Source organism: Mycobacterium fragae, from assembly GCF_002102185.1.
GTDB lineage: Bacteria > Actinomycetota > Actinomycetes > Mycobacteriales > Mycobacteriaceae > Mycobacterium > Mycobacterium fragae.
This window is the reverse complement of sequence record NZ_LQOW01000024.1, coordinates 62,420-77,534: the sequence shown is the minus strand read 5'-3', so window position 1 is coordinate 77,534 and position 15,115 is coordinate 62,420. Positions and strand designations below refer to the sequence as shown.

The window sequence follows — 15,115 nt, the reverse complement described above, 5'->3', positions numbered from 1 at the left end:
TCAGACCCGCTCGCTGCGGTGCTTGCCCAATTCGGCTTCGGCGTCACCCCAGCGCAGGCTGACATCGGTCGGCTGGTCGAGCTGGCGGGTGCGCCAGCGGTCCTTGGTCTCCTCCACCGCGCGGTTAATGCGTTCGATCTCGCCGCGGAACACGTCGGAGCGAGTTTCCTTGGTGGCGTAGTGGAAATAGGTCAGCAGGCTGCGCAGCAGTTCGAGCTTCTGCCGTTCCCGCTTGGCCAGGTCGTGCGTCGTCATCAACTCGATCCGCTGCACCGGCGGCAGCGCATCCCAATCCAGCACCACCTTGGCCTCCAGCGGACGCCGAGCGCGTTGCCAGAACTTCCACCCCCGCGGAGTATCGGGGCGGTCGTAGTAGGTCACCGTGCCGGTGAAGCGCGACTCGATGCCCTCACCGAGGTGGGTGCGGTCCAGCGCCGAATCCCACACCGTGCGCCACTCCTGGCCGGGCGCCAGGGTCGCCAGCTGGCGGGGGAGTTTCAGCTCGACGATGTCGGCGTAGCCGTCGTGGGCGTTTTCGTATTCGGCGACGGTGGGCGGATGCAAAAACTTGAACTGGATGTCGTAGGCGGGGGTCTTGCCGAAGTTCCGCACGACGAGCTCGATGACATGCCAGTCGGCGGCGTTGGGCTCCATGAACATCCCGACGTGCGGCCGGGTTTCCTCGTTGTGCAGCCGATGACTGCGCCGGATCTGTCGGTTGGCGTAGACGAGGGCGATCAGTCCGAGGACGAGCAGAGCCCACACCGCCCACGCCAGCCAGGTGCCGGACGCCGCGTCCGCCACCTGGTGCCAGCGATCTTGGATCCATCCCATGGAATCCATCCTCGTCTTATACCACAGCGCTAACGGGCCAGATAATTCGCTGACCAGATGGTAAAGGCCTGTTCACTTGGCTTCAGCCGCCCATGAGCATTCGCCACTGATCGAGGTTGGCGGCTCGATACACGTAGTTGGAACGCTTGACCTCCGACAGCGACGCGCTGGCTTCGATCGAATACCAGTGCCCCGGAAACACCGTCGGGTCGCCGGGCAGCTGCGCGAGCTGCTGCAGGCTGCGATACATCTCGTCGGAGTCGCCGCCGGGGAAGTCGGTGCGCCCGCAGCCCTCCAGGAACAGCGTGTCGCCGGCGACCAGCCGCCCGTCGAGCAGGAAGCACTGGCTGCCCGGGGTGTGGCCGGGGGTGTGCAGCAGCTCGATCTCGATATCGCCGACGCTGACCTTGTCGCCGTGCTCGTGCGTGGTGAGGTCGCCCATGCTGACCCCGGTAACCCGTGAAACCCACAGCGCCTCATGGGAATTGACGTGGACGGGAACGCTGGCGCGGCCCAGCAGCTCGGCCAGCCCCTTGAGTTCGAAGCCCATCATCGAGCCGCCGACATGGTCGGGATGGTGATGGGTGACCAGGACGCCGGAGGCGTGCATGCCGTCGGCCTCGAGCGCGTCGAGCAGATCACCGGCCGCGTATGCGGGGTCGACGACCAGGCAGTCACCGGTCTGCCGGTCGCCGAGCAGGTAGGCGAAGTTGCGCATCTGCGTCGCGAACATGTCGCCCTGGGCGAAGTCGCGACCGGAGAGCAGCTGGCGGAAGTACAACCGGTCCGAATCAGGCACCCGCATAGCGTATGGCGCCCGCCATCAGCTCCGCATCACGTGGGCCCCTAGCTGCACGTTTACCGACGATTCCGTGATTGGCGGCATGCGCAAATGGGTATCGTTTTTGCATGTCGTTTGCCAAGGTTGAGATCGAGGTTGATCAGACCCTGGTCGACGAAGTGATACGCAGATATCACCTTCGGAGCGTCCGGGAAGCCGTCAACCTCGCACTGCGAGTTCTCGTCAACGGGACCGGCTCGGGGTCCGCGCCGGCGGACGAACCGACGGAAGAGGAAGACGACCCATTCGACCTGGGCGCTTTGAACCCCCAACGATCGAGGCACGCAGGGTAATCACTGCGGTTTGGCCGCCCTGCGGCCCAGGCTGTACCCTCTTTTAGGCCCCGGCACGACCGACTGGTCGCTACGGGTGAGCGCCCCCTTAGCTCAGTCGGCAGAGCGTTTCCATGGTAAGGAAAAGGTCAACGGTTCGATTCCGTTAGGGGGCTCGGCGGACGCCGAGCAGGCTGGCGGCGGCTACCCGAGGCGATGTAGCTCAGTCGGTTAGAGCGAACGACTCATAATCGTTAGGTCGCCGGTTCGAGTCCGGCCATCGCTACAAGACAACAACCAGACGTGTGAAAGAGAACCGACGTGGCCTCCAGTACCGATATCCGGCCCAAGATCACCTTGGCGTGCGAGGTGTGCAAGCACCGCAACTACATCACCAAGAAGAATCGCCGCAACGACCCCGACCGGCTGGAGCTGAAGAAGTTCTGCCCGAACTGCGGCAAGCACCAGGCTCACCGCGAGACGCGCTAGCGCCGACCCACGAGCTGATTCGAAAACTGACTAGGTAGGTTCTAGCCGTGTCGTTGGGCGAAAAAATCGTCGGGATGACGTACCGCTATCCCGATCATTACGAAGTCGAGCGGGAAAAGGTCCGGGAGTACGCGGTCGCCGTCAAGAACGACGACCCGCCGTTCTTCGACGAAAACGCCGCCGCCGATCTGGGCTATGACACGCTGCCGGCTCCGCTGACGTTCATCTCGGTCTTCGGCTATCAAGCCGTGGCCGCGTTCTTCGAGCACGCCAACATCGAGACCAACGAAGCTCAGGTGGTCCAGGTCGACCAGGAGCTCAAGTATTTTCGACCCATCAAGGTGGGGGACCGGCTGTACTGCGACGTGGCCGTGCATTCGGTGCGTCAGGCACACGGCACAGACATCATCGTCACCAGGCAGACCGTCACGAATGACGACGGTGACGTGGTGCAGGAGACCTACACGACCCTGGCGGGTCGTGCCAGTGAGGACGGAGAAAAGGGATTCAGCGATGCCACGGCGTGAGTTCAGTTCGGTAAAGGTGGGTGACCAGCTCCCGGAGAAGGTCTATCCCCTGACCCGACAGGATTTGGTGAACTATGCAGGGGTCTCGGGTGACCTCAACCCCATCCACTGGGACGACGAGATCGCCAAGCAGGTAGGGCTCGACACCGCGATCGCGCACGGGATGCTGACCATGGGTCTGGGCGGCGGTTACGTCACCTCATGGGTCGGCGATCCAGGCGCAGTCACCGAGTACAACGTGCGATTCACCGCGGTGGTGCCGGTGCCCAACGACGGCAAGGGTGCCGAGATCGTGTTCAGCGGCAAGGTGAAGTCGGTCGATCCCGACAACAAGTCGGTGACGATCGCGCTCACCGCCACCACCGACGGCAAGAAGATCTTCGGTCGGGCGGTCGCGTCGGCAACGTTGGCCTGAGCATGGCGATCAAAACGGACATCCGCGGGATGGTGTGGGAGTATCCCGACACCTACGTGGTCAGCAGAGAGAAGATCCGCGAGTTCGCCAAGGCGATCAAGGCCGACGACCCGGCCAGCCTGGACGAGAAGGCAGCGGCCGAGCTCGGGTATGACGGCCTCGTCGCGCCGCTGACGTTCGCGACGATCTTCGCGAAGCTGGTCCAGAGCGATTTCATGCGCAAGGTCGACACCGGATACGAGACCATGCACATCGTGCAGGTCGACCAGAAGTTCATCTTCCACAAACCGATCCTGGCTGGCGAGGTGCTGCACGCCCGGATGGAGATCCAGTCCGTCAACGAGCGGTTCGGGGCCGACATCGTCGTCACCAGGAACCTCTGCACCAACGACGCCGGCGAGCTGGTGTTGGAGGCCTACACCACGATGATGGGCCACGAGGGCAACGAGTCCGTCGAGCTCAAGTGGGACATGGAATCCGGGCAGGTCGTCCGAACCGCCTGATTAGTACCTGACACCGCCGCCGATGTACACTCGGACCTCGGGGTTTCCCATCATCAGCGCGCTTTCCGTAGTTGAACAGGCGGAGAGCGCGCGCGTCGGTTAAGCCCCGGCACGCGCAGGTTGGCCTGCCAACCGGCGAAGGGGCGTAGCTCAACTGGCAGAGCAGCGGTCTCCAAAACCGCAGGTTGCAGGTTCAAGTCCTGTCGCCCCTGCTGATGGCAACGTCCGGTGACGATGCGGGCCGGGACGGCCGAGGAGGAGCCGGCCAAATAGGATCGGGCCGTGCGATGGTGGACACTGGAGGGTGACCCTTAACGCACCAGGCGAGTGAAGGTAAGGAGCATGCGGTGAGCGACGAACTCGACGGCACCGACGCCGCAGCCCACGGTAACGAAACCGACGAGTCCCGGGGCGGGCGCACGGCGGTGGTGACGCGGCCGCAACGCCCCAGCGGCAAGCGGTCTCGCCAGCGGGCGGGGGCCGAGTACGAGGAGACGTCGGGCGCGGTCGAGCTCACCGAGAGCGAAGTCGAGAAGAAGACCAAGAAAGCCAAGGCGGCCCGCAAGTCGCGAGGGCCATCGGTCAACCCGTTCGTCTACGTCTACAACTACCTCAAGCAGGTCGTCGCCGAGCTGCGCAAGGTCATCTGGCCGAACCGCAAGCAGATGATCACCTACACCTCGGTGGTGCTGGCGTTCCTGGTGTTCATGGTGGCGCTGATCGGTCTGGCGGACTTGGGCCTGGCCCGGCTGGTGCTGTTGGTGTTCGGCTGAGGGCCGCGCAGAAGTTGAAGAAAGGATTTGTGAACCGTGACTACCTCCGACGGCGATATGCCCGTGGGTGAGACGGTCGACATCGAAGCCGCCTTAGAAAAGGTCCAAGCAGACGCGCAAGCCGAGCCCGACCCCCACGCGGCGGTCGCAGAGGCCACCGCCGCGCTCGAAGAGCCGGCTGAAGAGGCCGCGGCCGAAGAGTCACCTGAGGCTGAGGCTGAGGCTCCGGCTGAGGCTCCGGCGCCCGAAGAGCCGGCCGAAGAGGAAGAGGTCGACCCGGCGGCCGCGCTGAAGGCCGACCTGCGCACCAAGCCCGGTGACTGGTATGTCATCCACTCCTATGCCGGATACGAGAACAAGGTCAAAGCCAACCTCGAGACCCGGGTGCAGAACCTGGACGTCGGCGACTACATCTTCCAGGTGGAGGTGCCGACCGAAGAGGTCACCGAGATCAAGAACGGCCAGCGCAAACAGGTCAACCGCAAGGTGCTGCCGGGCTACATCCTGGTGCGCATGGACCTGACCGATGAGTCCTGGGCCGCCGTGCGCAACACGCCGGGTGTGACCGGGTTCGTCGGAGCGACGTCGCGTCCGTCGCCGCTGTCGCTGGACGACGTGGTGAAGTTCCTGCTGCCGCAAGGGGCGGCCAAGAAGCCCGCCAAGGGTGCGGCGGCTGCGGCTGCTCCCGCCGAGGGTGGGCTGGAACGGGCCCCGGTCGAGGTCGACTACGAAGTCGGCGAATCGGTCACCGTCATGGACGGGCCGTTCGCCACGCTGCCGGCGTCGATCAGCGAGGTCAACGCCGAACAACAGAAGCTCAAGGTGCTGGTGTCCATCTTCGGCCGCGAAACACCTGTGGAACTGACCTTCAATCAGGTCTCGAAGATTTAACTCACGGAAGGACGTTCATGGCCCCGAAGAAGAAAGTCGTCGGGCTGATCAAGCTGCAGATCGAGGCTGGGCAGGCCAACCCCGCGCCGCCGGTCGGTCCGGCGCTCGGCCAGCACGGCGTCAACATCATGGAGTTCTGCAAGGCGTACAACGCCGCGACAGAAAGCCAGCGCGGCAACGTGATCCCGGTGGAGATCACCGTCTACGAGGACCGCAGCTTCACGTTCACGCTCAAGACGCCGCCGGCGGCCAAGCTGCTGCTCAAGGCCGCGGGTGTGGGTAAGGGTTCGCCCGAGCCGCACAAGGAGAAGGTCGCCAAGGTCAGCTGGGATCAGGTCCGCGAGATCGCCGAGACCAAGAAGGCCGACCTCAACGCCAATGACATCGACGCCGCCGCCAAGATCATCGCCGGCACCGCGAGGTCGATGGGGATCACCGTCGAATAGGAATCGAATAGGGGGAGACCCCGTGGGAGGGCCAGCTTCGGCCCGCTTTGTAACCACAACCAACGTCAGATTGGATATCGAATGAGCAAGAAGAGCAAGGCATATCGCGCGGCCGCCGAAAAGGTGGACCGCACCCGGCTGCACACTCCGCTGGAGGCGGCCAAGCTGGCCAAGGAGACGTCGTCGACCAAACAAGACGCGACCGTCGAGGTGGCCATCCGGCTCGGGGTGGACCCGCGTAAGGCGGACCAGATGGTCCGCGGCACGGTCAACCTGCCGCACGGCACCGGTAAGACCGCGCGGGTGGCGGTGTTCGCGGTGGGCGAGAAGGCCGAAGAGGCAAAGGCCGCCGGCGCCGACGTGGTCGGCAGCGACGACCTGATCGAGAAGATTCAGGGCGGCTTTCTGGATTTCGACGCCGCGATCGCCACGCCCGATCAGATGGCCAAGGTCGGCCGGATCGCCCGCGTGCTGGGGCCGCGCGGTCTGATGCCCAACCCCAAGACCGGCACGGTCACCCCGGACGTGGCCAAGGCCGTCGCCGACATCAAGGGCGGCAAGATCAACTTCCGCATCGACAAGCAGGCCAACCTGCATTTCGTCATCGGCAAGGCGTCGTTCGACGAGAAGAACCTCGCGGAGAACTACGGCGCGGCGATCGATGAGGTGTTACGGCTCAAGCCGTCGTCGTCGAAGGGCCGCTACCTGAAGAAGGTCGTGGTGTCGACGACCACCGGTCCGGGCATACCGGTCGACCCCTCGATCACCCGCAACTTCGCCGAGGCCTAACTTCGCCTGCACTCGGCGGCTAACTGAGCTCTGCGATCCGGCGCTGCAGAAACGCCCGGGCGGGCTCGGAGCCGTTGGCCGCCAACGCCTCTCGATACCAGCTAAGCGCCTCGTCGCGGCGTCCCGCGCGCCGCAGTAGGTCGGCGCGGATCGGAGGCAGCACGCGGGCCGCGCGCGGATCGTCGGCCACCGTATCCAATGCGGCCAGCCCGGCGTCCGGGCCGTCGCGGAATCCGATCGCCAGCGCGCGGTTGGCCCGCACCACGGGCGAGTCCGTCATCGCCAACAGCTTGTCGTAGGCCGCGCAGATGGCGCGCCAGTCGGTCTCCTGCCACGATGGGGCCGTCGCGTGCACTGCGGCGATCACCGCCTGCGGCAGATACGGCCCGGTCGAACCATGCGCCAGCCGCAGACGGTCCAGGCCCCGCGCGATGCGGCCGCGGTCCCAGCGGCTTCGGTCCTGCTCCTCGAGCGGCACCAGCGCCCCGGCGGCGTCCACTCTGGTCGCTCGTCGCGAATCATGCAGCAGCACAAGGGCTGCCAGTGCGTGCGCCTCCCGCTCGTCGGGCATCAGCGCGCACAGCTCGCCGGCCAGCCGGACCCCTTCGTCGCAGAGTTCATCGCGAATCGCCGACGGGCCCGCCGTCGACCAGTAGCCCTCGGTGAACACCGAGTAGATGCAGCCGAGCACATGGGGGGTGCGCTCGGGCAGCAGCTCCGCCGGCGGCACCCGCAACGGGATTCGGGCGTGGCGGATCTTGCCTTTGGCGCGGGTAATGCGTTGCGCGACAGCGGATTCCGTTTGCAGCAGCGCGCGTGCGATCTCTGCGACGGTGAGCCCGGACACCAGCCGCAATGTCAGCGCCAGCTGCGAGGTCCGGTCGAGCGCCGGATGTGCGCAGGTGAACATCATCCGTAGCTCGTCGTCGCTGACCGGGTGGACGTCCGCCTCGGTTCGGGCACGCACCTCGTCGACCACAGCCGCCAATTCCTTTCCCGGACGGGCTGACTCGCGACGCAGCCGGTCGCGGGCGCGGTTACGCGCCACCGTCAGCACCCAGGCGGCGGGATTGTCCGGCACGCCGTCGCGTGGCCACGCCCGCAGCGCCTCGGCGAAGGCTTCCTGGACGGCGTCCTCGGCGACGGTCAGGTCACCCGACCACCGGGCCAGCGTGGCCACGGCCGGGCCCCACTCGCGCCGAAAGACGCCGTCCAGGTCCGTCATGGGCTACAGGTGGGACACTCCCGCCAGCTGGCGCAACTCGACCGTCGTCGCGGGGATCTGCGACGCGAGCTTGACGGCCTGGTCGCGGTCGGCGGCGGAGAGCACGTAGAACCCGTTGGCCACCTCGGCGCCTTCGACGTAGGGCCCGTCGGTGATGAGCACCTCGTCGTTGCGTACCCGCACGGTGGTGGCGGTGGCAGGCTCGTGCAGCGCAGCGCCGCCGACGATGTGCTCGTCGGCCGCGGTCGCGAAGGCGCCATGTTGCGCGGCGACCTGTTGCCACTCCGGCGTGCCGGGGACGTAGGCGGATGCCGGCGGCTCCAGCAGCAGCGCCAGCCAGTTGCTGCCCGAGCGGGACCAATCGGGATCGAACGAGTGGAAAACCGGCCAGACTTCCACGGCCCCGTATCTGGCTACTGGGATGCCGCGCGTCAATGCCAATGCCTCGTCGAGGTTTTCGGCTTCGAACACGTAGTAGCCGCAGGCCACCTCGGCGGACTCGGCGAACGGACCGTCGGTGACCACCGGGGCGTCCGGCCCGCCGCTGATGCGCACCCCGGTAGCTGCCGGTGTCAGGGCGTCACCGGCCCGGATCGCCGACCCGGCTTGGGCGTGGAAGCTCTCGAACGCCGGCATCAGGGCGGCCCGCTCGTCGGGCGTCAGCGCATCCTCACTGCTGATCAACAGGGCGAAGTACTGCATGGTCGTCACCTCCGGTAGTGAGCGGAACCCTGTGTCCCACTCTCTACCTCTCCGACGAACGAGGCGAGCCCAATCCGACAAACGCTAGGCAGCCGCCCCCGGCTTCAGGTAGGTGACCAGGCTGCAGTCCAGGCACTCGTCGGCGAAGTAGTCCCGGCAGCCGCGCAGGTATTTCATGTACCGCTCGTAGACCTCTTCGGAGGCCACCTCGATGGCCTTGGCCTTGTTCGCCTCCAGGGAGTCGCTCCAGATCGTGAGCGTCTTGACGTAGTGCGGGCGCAGCGAAAGAGGTTCGGGCACAATAAAACCAGCTTTCTCACCGTGTTCGACCATCATCTGGGTGGTCGGGATGCGACCGCCCGGGAATATCTCGGTGATGATGAACTTGATGAAGCGCGCCACCTCGAAAGTCAGCTTCTTCCCGCGCGCCGCCAGGTCGTAGGGGTGGTAGCCGACGCTGCTCTGAACCGTCATCCGCCCGTCCTCGGGCATGATGTTGAAACACCGCTTGAAGTAGTCGTCGTAGTTTTCGAAGCCGAAGTGCTCGAACGCCTCGATCGACACGATCCGGTCGACGGGGTCGGTGAAATCCTCCCAGCCGCGTAAAAGCACCTGGCGGCTGCGCTTGGTGTCGATGCTGTCCAGCACCTTCTGGGCGCGGGCGCGTTGGTTCTTCGACAACGTCAGACCGATGACGTTGACGTCGTACTTCTCGACGGCGCGCTTCATCGTGGTGCCCCAGCCGCAACCGATGTCCAGCAGCGTCATGCCGGGCTTCAGATCCAACTTGTCCAGGTTCAAGTCGACCTTGGCGATCTGGGCCTCTTCCAGCGTCATGTCGTCGCGGGTGAAGTAGGCGCAACTGTAGGTGCGCGTCGCGTCCTGGAACAGGCCGAAGAAGTCGTCGGACAGGTCGTAATGAGCCTGGATGTCTTCGGGGCGCGTCCGCGTCTGCGTCTGAGTAGCTGGGTTGTCAGGCATCGGTACTTGGTCGCTTTCTAATCAACTTTTCCGCATATGTCTTCGACTGGTGAGAGCACCATACCCGGCTGCTATGCGGCTAAGAGCTACTTCTCCAATGTGAACTGGTTGACGTCGATGTAACCGATCCGGAAGCCTTTCGCGCAGCCGGTCAGGTAGTGCATGTAGCGCTCGTAGACCTCTTCGGATTGGATCTCGATGGCCTTCTCCTTGTTGGCCTCCAGGGCCGCGGACCAGTGGTCGAGGGTCTTTGCGTAGTGCGGCTGCAGCGACTGCCGACGCGTCAGCTTGAAGCCCGCCTTGGACGAGCGGTCCTCGACCATCTCGATCGACGGCAACCGGCCGCCCGGGAAGATCTCGGTCATGATGAATTTGAAGAAGCGGGCCAGCTCGAACGTCAACGGCATGCCGCGCTCGACCATCTGCGGCCCGGTCAGACCGGTGATCGTGTGCAGCAGCATCACCCCGTCGTCGGGCAGCGCGTTGTAGGCCATCTTGAAGAAGTCGTCGTAGCGGTCGTGCCCGAAGTGCTCGAACGCCCCGATCGACACGATCCGGTCCACCGGCTCGTCGAACTCCTCCCAGCCGGCCAGCAGAATCCGTTTGGTGCGAGGGCTGTCCAGCTCGTCGAGCATCTTCTGGACATGTGCGGCCTGGTTCTTGCTCAGTGTCAGCCCGATGACATTGACGTCGTGCTTCTCAATCGCGCGTCGCATCGTGCTGCCCCACCCGCAGCCGACGTCGAGCAGCGTCATCCCCGGCTGTAGACCCAGCTTGCCCAGCGCCAGGTCGACCTTGGCCAGCTGGGCTTCCTCCAGCGTCATGTCGTCGCGCTCGAAGTAGGCGCAGCTGTAGGTCTGGCTGGGGTCGAGGAAGAGCCGGAAGAAATCGTCGGACAGGTCGTAGTGCGCCTGGACGTCTTCAAAGTGCGGCTTGAGCTTTTGCGCCATTGGCCGTGCGCCTTTCTTGGTTTTCCCCCCGGTGATCCGCCAGACATGCTAATCGATCGGCGCTGACGGACCGAATTTGAAACTCGGGCGGTCAGGCCTGAGCAAATGTGGTCGTCAGTTCGCTGATCACCCGATCCCACAGTTGCTCGGGCAGCTCATGACCCATGCCGTCGAACTGCACGAACCGGGCGCCGCCGATCGCGCGCGCAACCGCGCGCCCGCCTGCCGGCCGCTGCAGCGTATCGGCCCGTCCATGCAGGACGACGGTGGGTGCGGTGATCTGCCGGTCGTAGCGTTTGAGACTGCCGCTGGCGATGATTGCGCTGAAATGCTTGGGGATGGCCCACGGGTAGTAGCAGCGTTCGTAGCCCTCGATGGCTTCGGCGCGGACCTGTTCTTCGGCCGCCGGATATGCCGGGCTGCCGATGATCCGGCTCACCCGCACGGCATTTTCGACGATCACGTCCCGCGGCGAATTCGGCGGCGGCGCCTTGAGCAGCGCGAACAGAGCCCGCGGCGCGGGCGGCGGCAGAAACGGCTGGTTGTTGCTGGAGAAGATCACACCCAGCGCGTGCGTGCGCTCGGCAAAGCGCGCGGCAAAGACCTGCGCGATCATGCCCCCCATCGAGGCTCCGACGATGTGGGCGCGGTCGATGCCGAGGTGGTCGAGGACGGCAGCGGCGTCGTCGGCCATGTCTTCCAGCGTGTAGGGCGCATGGCTGGGTAGCCCCAGCCAGAACCTGATCATCCGGGGGATCATCGGTCGCTTGGGTTGGCGTCCGGTCTTGCTGGACAGGCCGACATCGCGGTTGTCGTAGCGGATCACCCGCAGACCTTCGGCGACGAGCTTCTCGCAGAACGCCGTGCGCCACAGCAGCAGCTGCGCACCCAGCCCCATGATCAGCAGTACCGGCGGGTCGTGGAGATCGCCCATGTCCTCGTAGTACAGGTCGATATCACCGGAACGTGCTGTGCCGCTTCGGATTTCCACAGTCGCCTAGACCTCGACGTCGGAGGAGTGCTCGCGGCTGACCTCGACCATGAAGTTGGCGAAGTAGCCGGTGAGCTGCGGGTCGGACATCATCTGCCACTTCGGCGCCAGCAGCTTCATGTAGCGCTCGACGTAGAGGAACTGCTTGCCGATCAGCACCAGCTCGCGGGGCAGCTTGACGTCGTAGGCGTCGGCCAGTGCCGAGAGCTGGCGGCCGATGTCGGCATACGACATGTCGCCCAGCGTCTGCATGGTCAGCGGGGTGGAGAACTTCTCCAGGTCCCTGGCGGCCTCGGCTTCCGGCTTGACGGTGCCGACGGCGCCCATCAGCACGACGATCTTGCCCGCCGCGGCGTGGTCCTTCTTGACCAGCAGCGCGTACACCAGCTCACGCAGCAGCCAGCGGGTGCGCGGGTCGATGCGGCCCATGATCCCGAAGTCGAAGAACACGATCCGGCCCTGGTCGTCGACATAGAGGTTGCCGGCGTGCAGGTCGCCGTGGAACAGCCCGTGCCGCAGCCCGCCCTCGAAGAGGCTGAAGATCAGCGCCTTGACCAGCTCGACGCCGTCGAACCCGGCCTTGCGCAGCTCGGCGACGTTGTCGATGCGGATGCCGTGCACCCGCTCCATCGTCAGCACCCGCTCAGTGGTGTAGTTCCAGTGCACCTCCGGCACGCGGATGTTGCGGCCCAGCGGTGAGGCGTGCAGGTGGGCCACCCAGGCCTCCATCGACTGCGCCTCGAGGCGGAAGTCGAGTTCCTCCGCCAGGTTGTCGCTGAAGTCGGCGACGACGTCTTGGGCTGACAGCCGTCGGCCCAGCTTGGCCAGCTCGACGGCCTGCGCGAAGCGTTTGAGGATCTGCAGGTCGGCGGCGACCCTGCGACGGATGCCCGGCCGCTGGATTTTGACGACGACCTCTTCGCCGCTGTGCAGGGTGGCGTAGTGCACCTGGGCGATCGACGCCGATGCGAACGGCTCCTCGTCGAAGCTGGCGAACAGTTCTGACGGGTCGGCGCCGAGCTCGTCTGCCAAGAGCTTGTGCACCTCGTCCTTGTCCGCCGGCGGCACCCGGTCGAGCAGGCCGCGGAATTCGCGGGACAGCTGTTCGCCGAATGCGCCCGGGCTGGAGGCGATGATCTGACCGAATTTGACGTAGGTCGGGCCCAAGTCGACGAAGGTCTGCGGGAGCTGCTTGATCACCTTCGACTGCCAGGGACCGCGCGCCGGCAGCTTGGTGACGACGCGCGCGGCGGTTCGGGTGAGCTGCCAACCGGTGACGCCGATGCGAGCCGCTTCGACCGGCAGCGGCACCCGGTCGAGCTTGGCCAGCTGACGGTGGTTGTTGGAACTCATCTGAGCCAGTGTGCCAAAACCGGGGTGTCAAGTCCCAATTCCTGTGAGCCCGCTCACCGGGTGCGGGCGCGCGCGAAGTTTTCGGTGAGGGTCTCGACGATCGGCCGCCATACCGGTTCGGGGAGGTCGTGGCCCATGCCGTCGACCACGACGAACCGCGCGTCGGGGATGGCCGCGGCGACCGCCCTGCCGTTGCGCGGCCGCACCATCGGGTCGTGCGAGCCGTGGATCACGACCGTCGGCGCGGTGATCTGTTTGCTGTACGCCAGCAGGCTGCCGGTGCCGAGCAATGCGTCGACTTGGCGCAGCCTGCCGGGCGGATAGTTAGAGCGCTCGGCGAGCTGCTCGACGCGCTTGCGCAGCTCGGCGGCCGGCGGCAGGAAGTTGGGGCCGTTGAACACCGCGACGTTGCGGGCCTCGTAGGCCAGCTTCTCGTCTTCGGAGGCGTCCTTGCCCGGCGCGTCGAACCTCAGCTTGATGACCCGCCAGGCCGGCAGCGCGGAGAGCGGCTTGCCGGTGCTGGACATGACGATGCCCAGCGACGCCACTCGGTGCGGCTCGCTGGCGGCGAGGATCTGGGCGATCATGCCGCCCATCGAGGCGCCGACGACGTGTGCGCGGTCGATGTCGAGGTGATCGAGCAGCGCGACGACGTCGCGCGTCATGTCGACCAACGTGTAGGGCACGGGGCTGGGCCTGCCGGTCACGTACCGCCACGCCCGCCGGTAGACTGAGCCGTCGGCGCGCATCCCGTGCATCTTGGCCGACAGCCCGGTGTCGCGATGGTCGAAGCGGATCACCCGATGCCCGGCATCGACCAGTTGCGCGCAGAACCCGTCGGGCCACATCGGCAGTTGGGCGCCGAGCCCCATGATCAGCAGCACCGGCGGATCGGCCGGGTCGCCGAGGTCCTCGTAGTAGACCTCGACGTCGCCTGACGCGATGCCGCTACGAGTCTGCACGCTTCCTCCACGGCGTCACCCATGGGCGCGGCTCCCAGTTCTCCAGTCCCGCGATCAGCTCGTACATCGTTGCGCCGTCGATGCTCTCCCGAATGATGTCTGCATGCCCGGCGTGGCGGGCCAACTCGTTGATCACATGCAGGATCACCCATCGCACCGACCACGCTTGGATATCCTTCGGAAACCACGGAATGTCTTCGGGCACCGGCACTTTCGCGTCCAGGTCCGCCGTCTCGAACAGCCGCAGCGATTCGGCGTTCTGTGCCTTGAAGGCGTCAAGCAGCCCGGCCAGCGTCTCGTCGTGGCGCATCACGTGCTGGTCGGCGAAGTCGCGGGAGATCTCCTCGAACGGCCGCGGATCCTTCGGCGGTGCGTCGGGCGCGGCGGCGACCCGGGTCATCCAGGTGCGCTGCATACCGGTGGCGTGCTTGACCAGCCCGCCGATCGACAGCGCGCTGACGGTCGGCGTCAACCTGGCTTGTTCATCGGAAAGGCCATAGGACACCGCGAAGTACGCGCTCTGGTGGTAGGCGAGGTATTCGCGCAGCGCGCTGCGTTCGTCGGTGACCGGTCGGGCGAGGGCGGGCATGAGTCGTGCTTATCACGCCGTGATGCCGAGCCTCGAAACGAGGACCAAAAACGCCACCGCGAAGTCATTGTCGGCGGTGTCGCTGCGCACCCGGTCCCAGTCGACCTGCTCGCGGACGGCCCGCACCGACGGCAGCAAGGACCCGAAGTCGCAATGGTGTTCGGTCAACGAACACAGCTTCTCGATCACCACCACTGTCGGCGGCAACACCGGCATGCGGATCGCCAACACGTCACGGTCCTCGCCCGAATGGATCAGCTCGGGGTCTACCGGCAAGCCATTGATCCGGTGCAGCACGTCCACCACCGCGTCGTCGGCGTGGGCCTTGAACAGCCAGTCCTCGGGTGTGCGCTCGATGCTGAATCCGGCCTTGGCGAGTGACACTGCCGCGGCGTCGGCATCGGTTTCGGCGACGACGAAGTCCACGTCGTGCACCGGCTCCGGCGCACCGTACACCCACAGCGCGTAGCTGCCGGCCAGCGCGAACGGCGGCCCGTGCGCCTTGAGCGCCGACGCCGCGCGCCGCAACGCCTCGCGCAATTCGTCATTGCGCGCGAACAGCGGTGATCCATGCGTGGTCAT

At 65.7% G+C, this 15,115-nt stretch carries 20 protein-coding genes and 3 tRNA genes; 12 read left to right on the top strand and 11 right to left on the bottom strand.

Annotation, left to right across the window (positions count from 1 at the left end):
• Positions 1-834, bottom strand: coding sequence for a hypothetical protein (locus AWC06_RS11280; protein ID WP_085198015.1), 834 nt, complete (start codon positions 832-834; stop codon positions 1-3).
• Between the two features lie 82 nt (positions 835-916).
• The gene (locus tag AWC06_RS11275; RefSeq protein WP_085197359.1) at positions 917-1,639 is read right to left on the bottom strand and encodes an MBL fold metallo-hydrolase; all 723 of its coding nucleotides are present in this window, start codon (positions 1,637-1,639) and stop codon (positions 917-919) included.
• A gap of 104 nt (positions 1,640-1,743) precedes the next feature.
• Here AWC06_RS11275 and AWC06_RS11270 point away from each other — a divergent pair, with 104 nt between their 5' ends.
• The 12 genes from AWC06_RS11270 (at position 1,744) to rplA (ending at position 6,780) form a co-directional block, all read left to right on the top strand.
• Entirely contained in the window at positions 1,744-1,968 is a 225-nt protein-coding gene (locus tag AWC06_RS11270) for a type II toxin-antitoxin system VapB family antitoxin (RefSeq protein ID WP_085197357.1), read from the top strand.
• 82 nt (positions 1,969-2,050) lie between these two features.
• A tRNA-Thr gene (locus AWC06_RS11265) sits at positions 2,051-2,123 on the top strand.
• Between the two features lie 36 nt (positions 2,124-2,159).
• A tRNA-Met gene (locus AWC06_RS11260) sits at positions 2,160-2,233 on the top strand.
• A gap of 35 nt (positions 2,234-2,268) precedes the next feature.
• Positions 2,269-2,436 carry a 50S ribosomal protein L33 gene (rpmG, locus tag AWC06_RS11255; protein WP_069395712.1) on the top strand — a complete coding sequence of 56 codons (168 nt, stop codon included), beginning with the start codon at positions 2,269-2,271 and terminating at the stop codon, positions 2,434-2,436.
• 74 nt (positions 2,437-2,510) lie between these two features.
• The gene (gene hadA, locus AWC06_RS11250; protein WP_264480017.1) at positions 2,511-2,963 is read left to right on the top strand and encodes a (3R)-hydroxyacyl-ACP dehydratase subunit HadA; all 453 of its coding nucleotides are present in this window, start codon (positions 2,511-2,513) and stop codon (positions 2,961-2,963) included.
• The gene (gene hadB / locus AWC06_RS11245; protein WP_085197354.1) at positions 2,950-3,378 is read left to right on the top strand and encodes a (3R)-hydroxyacyl-ACP dehydratase subunit HadB; all 429 of its coding nucleotides are present in this window, start codon (positions 2,950-2,952) and stop codon (positions 3,376-3,378) included. The genes hadA and hadB overlap by 14 nt, the downstream gene beginning before the upstream one ends.
• Positions 3,379-3,380: 2 nt before the next feature.
• Positions 3,381-3,881: a (3R)-hydroxyacyl-ACP dehydratase subunit HadC gene (hadC, locus tag AWC06_RS11240; protein ID WP_085197352.1), complete on the top strand. Its 501-nt coding sequence runs from the start codon at positions 3,381-3,383 to the stop codon at positions 3,879-3,881.
• A gap of 139 nt (positions 3,882-4,020) precedes the next feature.
• Positions 4,021-4,093, top strand: a tRNA-Trp gene (locus tag AWC06_RS11235).
• A 135-nt stretch (positions 4,094-4,228) separates the two neighbouring features.
• Positions 4,229-4,654, top strand: coding sequence for a preprotein translocase subunit SecE (secE, locus tag AWC06_RS11230; RefSeq protein ID WP_085197350.1), 426 nt, complete (start codon positions 4,229-4,231; stop codon positions 4,652-4,654).
• 36 nt (positions 4,655-4,690) lie between these two features.
• A complete protein-coding gene (gene nusG, locus AWC06_RS11225; protein ID WP_085197349.1) occupies positions 4,691-5,545 on the top strand; it encodes a transcription termination/antitermination protein NusG in 855 nt (284 codons plus the stop codon).
• 17 nt (positions 5,546-5,562) lie between these two features.
• Positions 5,563-5,991 carry a 50S ribosomal protein L11 gene (rplK, locus tag AWC06_RS11220; protein ID WP_085197347.1) on the top strand — a complete coding sequence of 143 codons (429 nt, stop codon included), beginning with the start codon at positions 5,563-5,565 and terminating at the stop codon, positions 5,989-5,991.
• Between the two features lie 81 nt (positions 5,992-6,072).
• Complete coding sequence (rplA, locus tag AWC06_RS11215; RefSeq protein ID WP_085197345.1) at positions 6,073-6,780, top strand: 50S ribosomal protein L1; 708 nt, start codon at positions 6,073-6,075, stop codon at positions 6,778-6,780.
• Between the two features lie 19 nt (positions 6,781-6,799).
• Here the strand turns inward: rplA and AWC06_RS11210 are convergent, their stop codons facing one another.
• The 9 genes from AWC06_RS11210 to AWC06_RS11170 form a co-directional block, all read right to left on the bottom strand.
• The gene (locus AWC06_RS11210) at positions 6,800-8,005 is read right to left on the bottom strand and encodes an RNA polymerase sigma factor (RefSeq protein WP_085197344.1); all 1,206 of its coding nucleotides are present in this window, start codon (positions 8,003-8,005) and stop codon (positions 6,800-6,802) included.
• Between the two features lie 3 nt (positions 8,006-8,008).
• The gene (locus AWC06_RS11205; protein WP_085198013.1) at positions 8,009-8,707 is read right to left on the bottom strand and encodes a YciI family protein; all 699 of its coding nucleotides are present in this window, start codon (positions 8,705-8,707) and stop codon (positions 8,009-8,011) included.
• Between the two features lie 84 nt (positions 8,708-8,791).
• Positions 8,792-9,688, bottom strand: coding sequence for a hydroxymycolate synthase MmaA4 (gene mmaA4, locus AWC06_RS11200; RefSeq protein ID WP_085197342.1), 897 nt, complete (start codon positions 9,686-9,688; stop codon positions 8,792-8,794).
• Positions 9,689-9,774: 86 nt separating this feature from the next.
• On the bottom strand, positions 9,775-10,638 hold the full coding sequence (locus AWC06_RS11195; protein ID WP_085197340.1) for a cyclopropane mycolic acid synthase family methyltransferase: 864 nt from the start codon (positions 10,636-10,638) through the stop codon (positions 9,775-9,777).
• A 91-nt stretch (positions 10,639-10,729) separates the two neighbouring features.
• Positions 10,730-11,572, bottom strand: a complete 843-nt coding sequence (locus tag AWC06_RS11190; RefSeq protein ID WP_264480015.1) for an alpha/beta fold hydrolase — start codon at positions 11,570-11,572, stop codon at positions 10,730-10,732.
• Positions 11,573-11,635: 63 nt separating this feature from the next.
• On the bottom strand, positions 11,636-12,982 hold the full coding sequence (locus AWC06_RS11185; protein WP_211281950.1) for an ABC1 kinase family protein: 1,347 nt from the start codon (positions 12,980-12,982) through the stop codon (positions 11,636-11,638).
• 53 nt (positions 12,983-13,035) lie between these two features.
• On the bottom strand, positions 13,036-13,944 hold the full coding sequence (locus AWC06_RS11180; RefSeq protein ID WP_085197337.1) for an alpha/beta fold hydrolase: 909 nt from the start codon (positions 13,942-13,944) through the stop codon (positions 13,036-13,038).
• Positions 13,931-14,533, bottom strand: a complete 603-nt coding sequence (locus tag AWC06_RS11175; RefSeq protein WP_085197335.1) for a DinB family protein — start codon at positions 14,531-14,533, stop codon at positions 13,931-13,933. The genes AWC06_RS11180 and AWC06_RS11175 overlap by 14 nt, the downstream gene beginning before the upstream one ends.
• A 12-nt stretch (positions 14,534-14,545) precedes the next feature.
• A complete protein-coding gene (locus tag AWC06_RS11170) occupies positions 14,546-15,115 on the bottom strand; it encodes a nucleotidyltransferase (RefSeq protein ID WP_085197333.1) in 570 nt (189 codons plus the stop codon).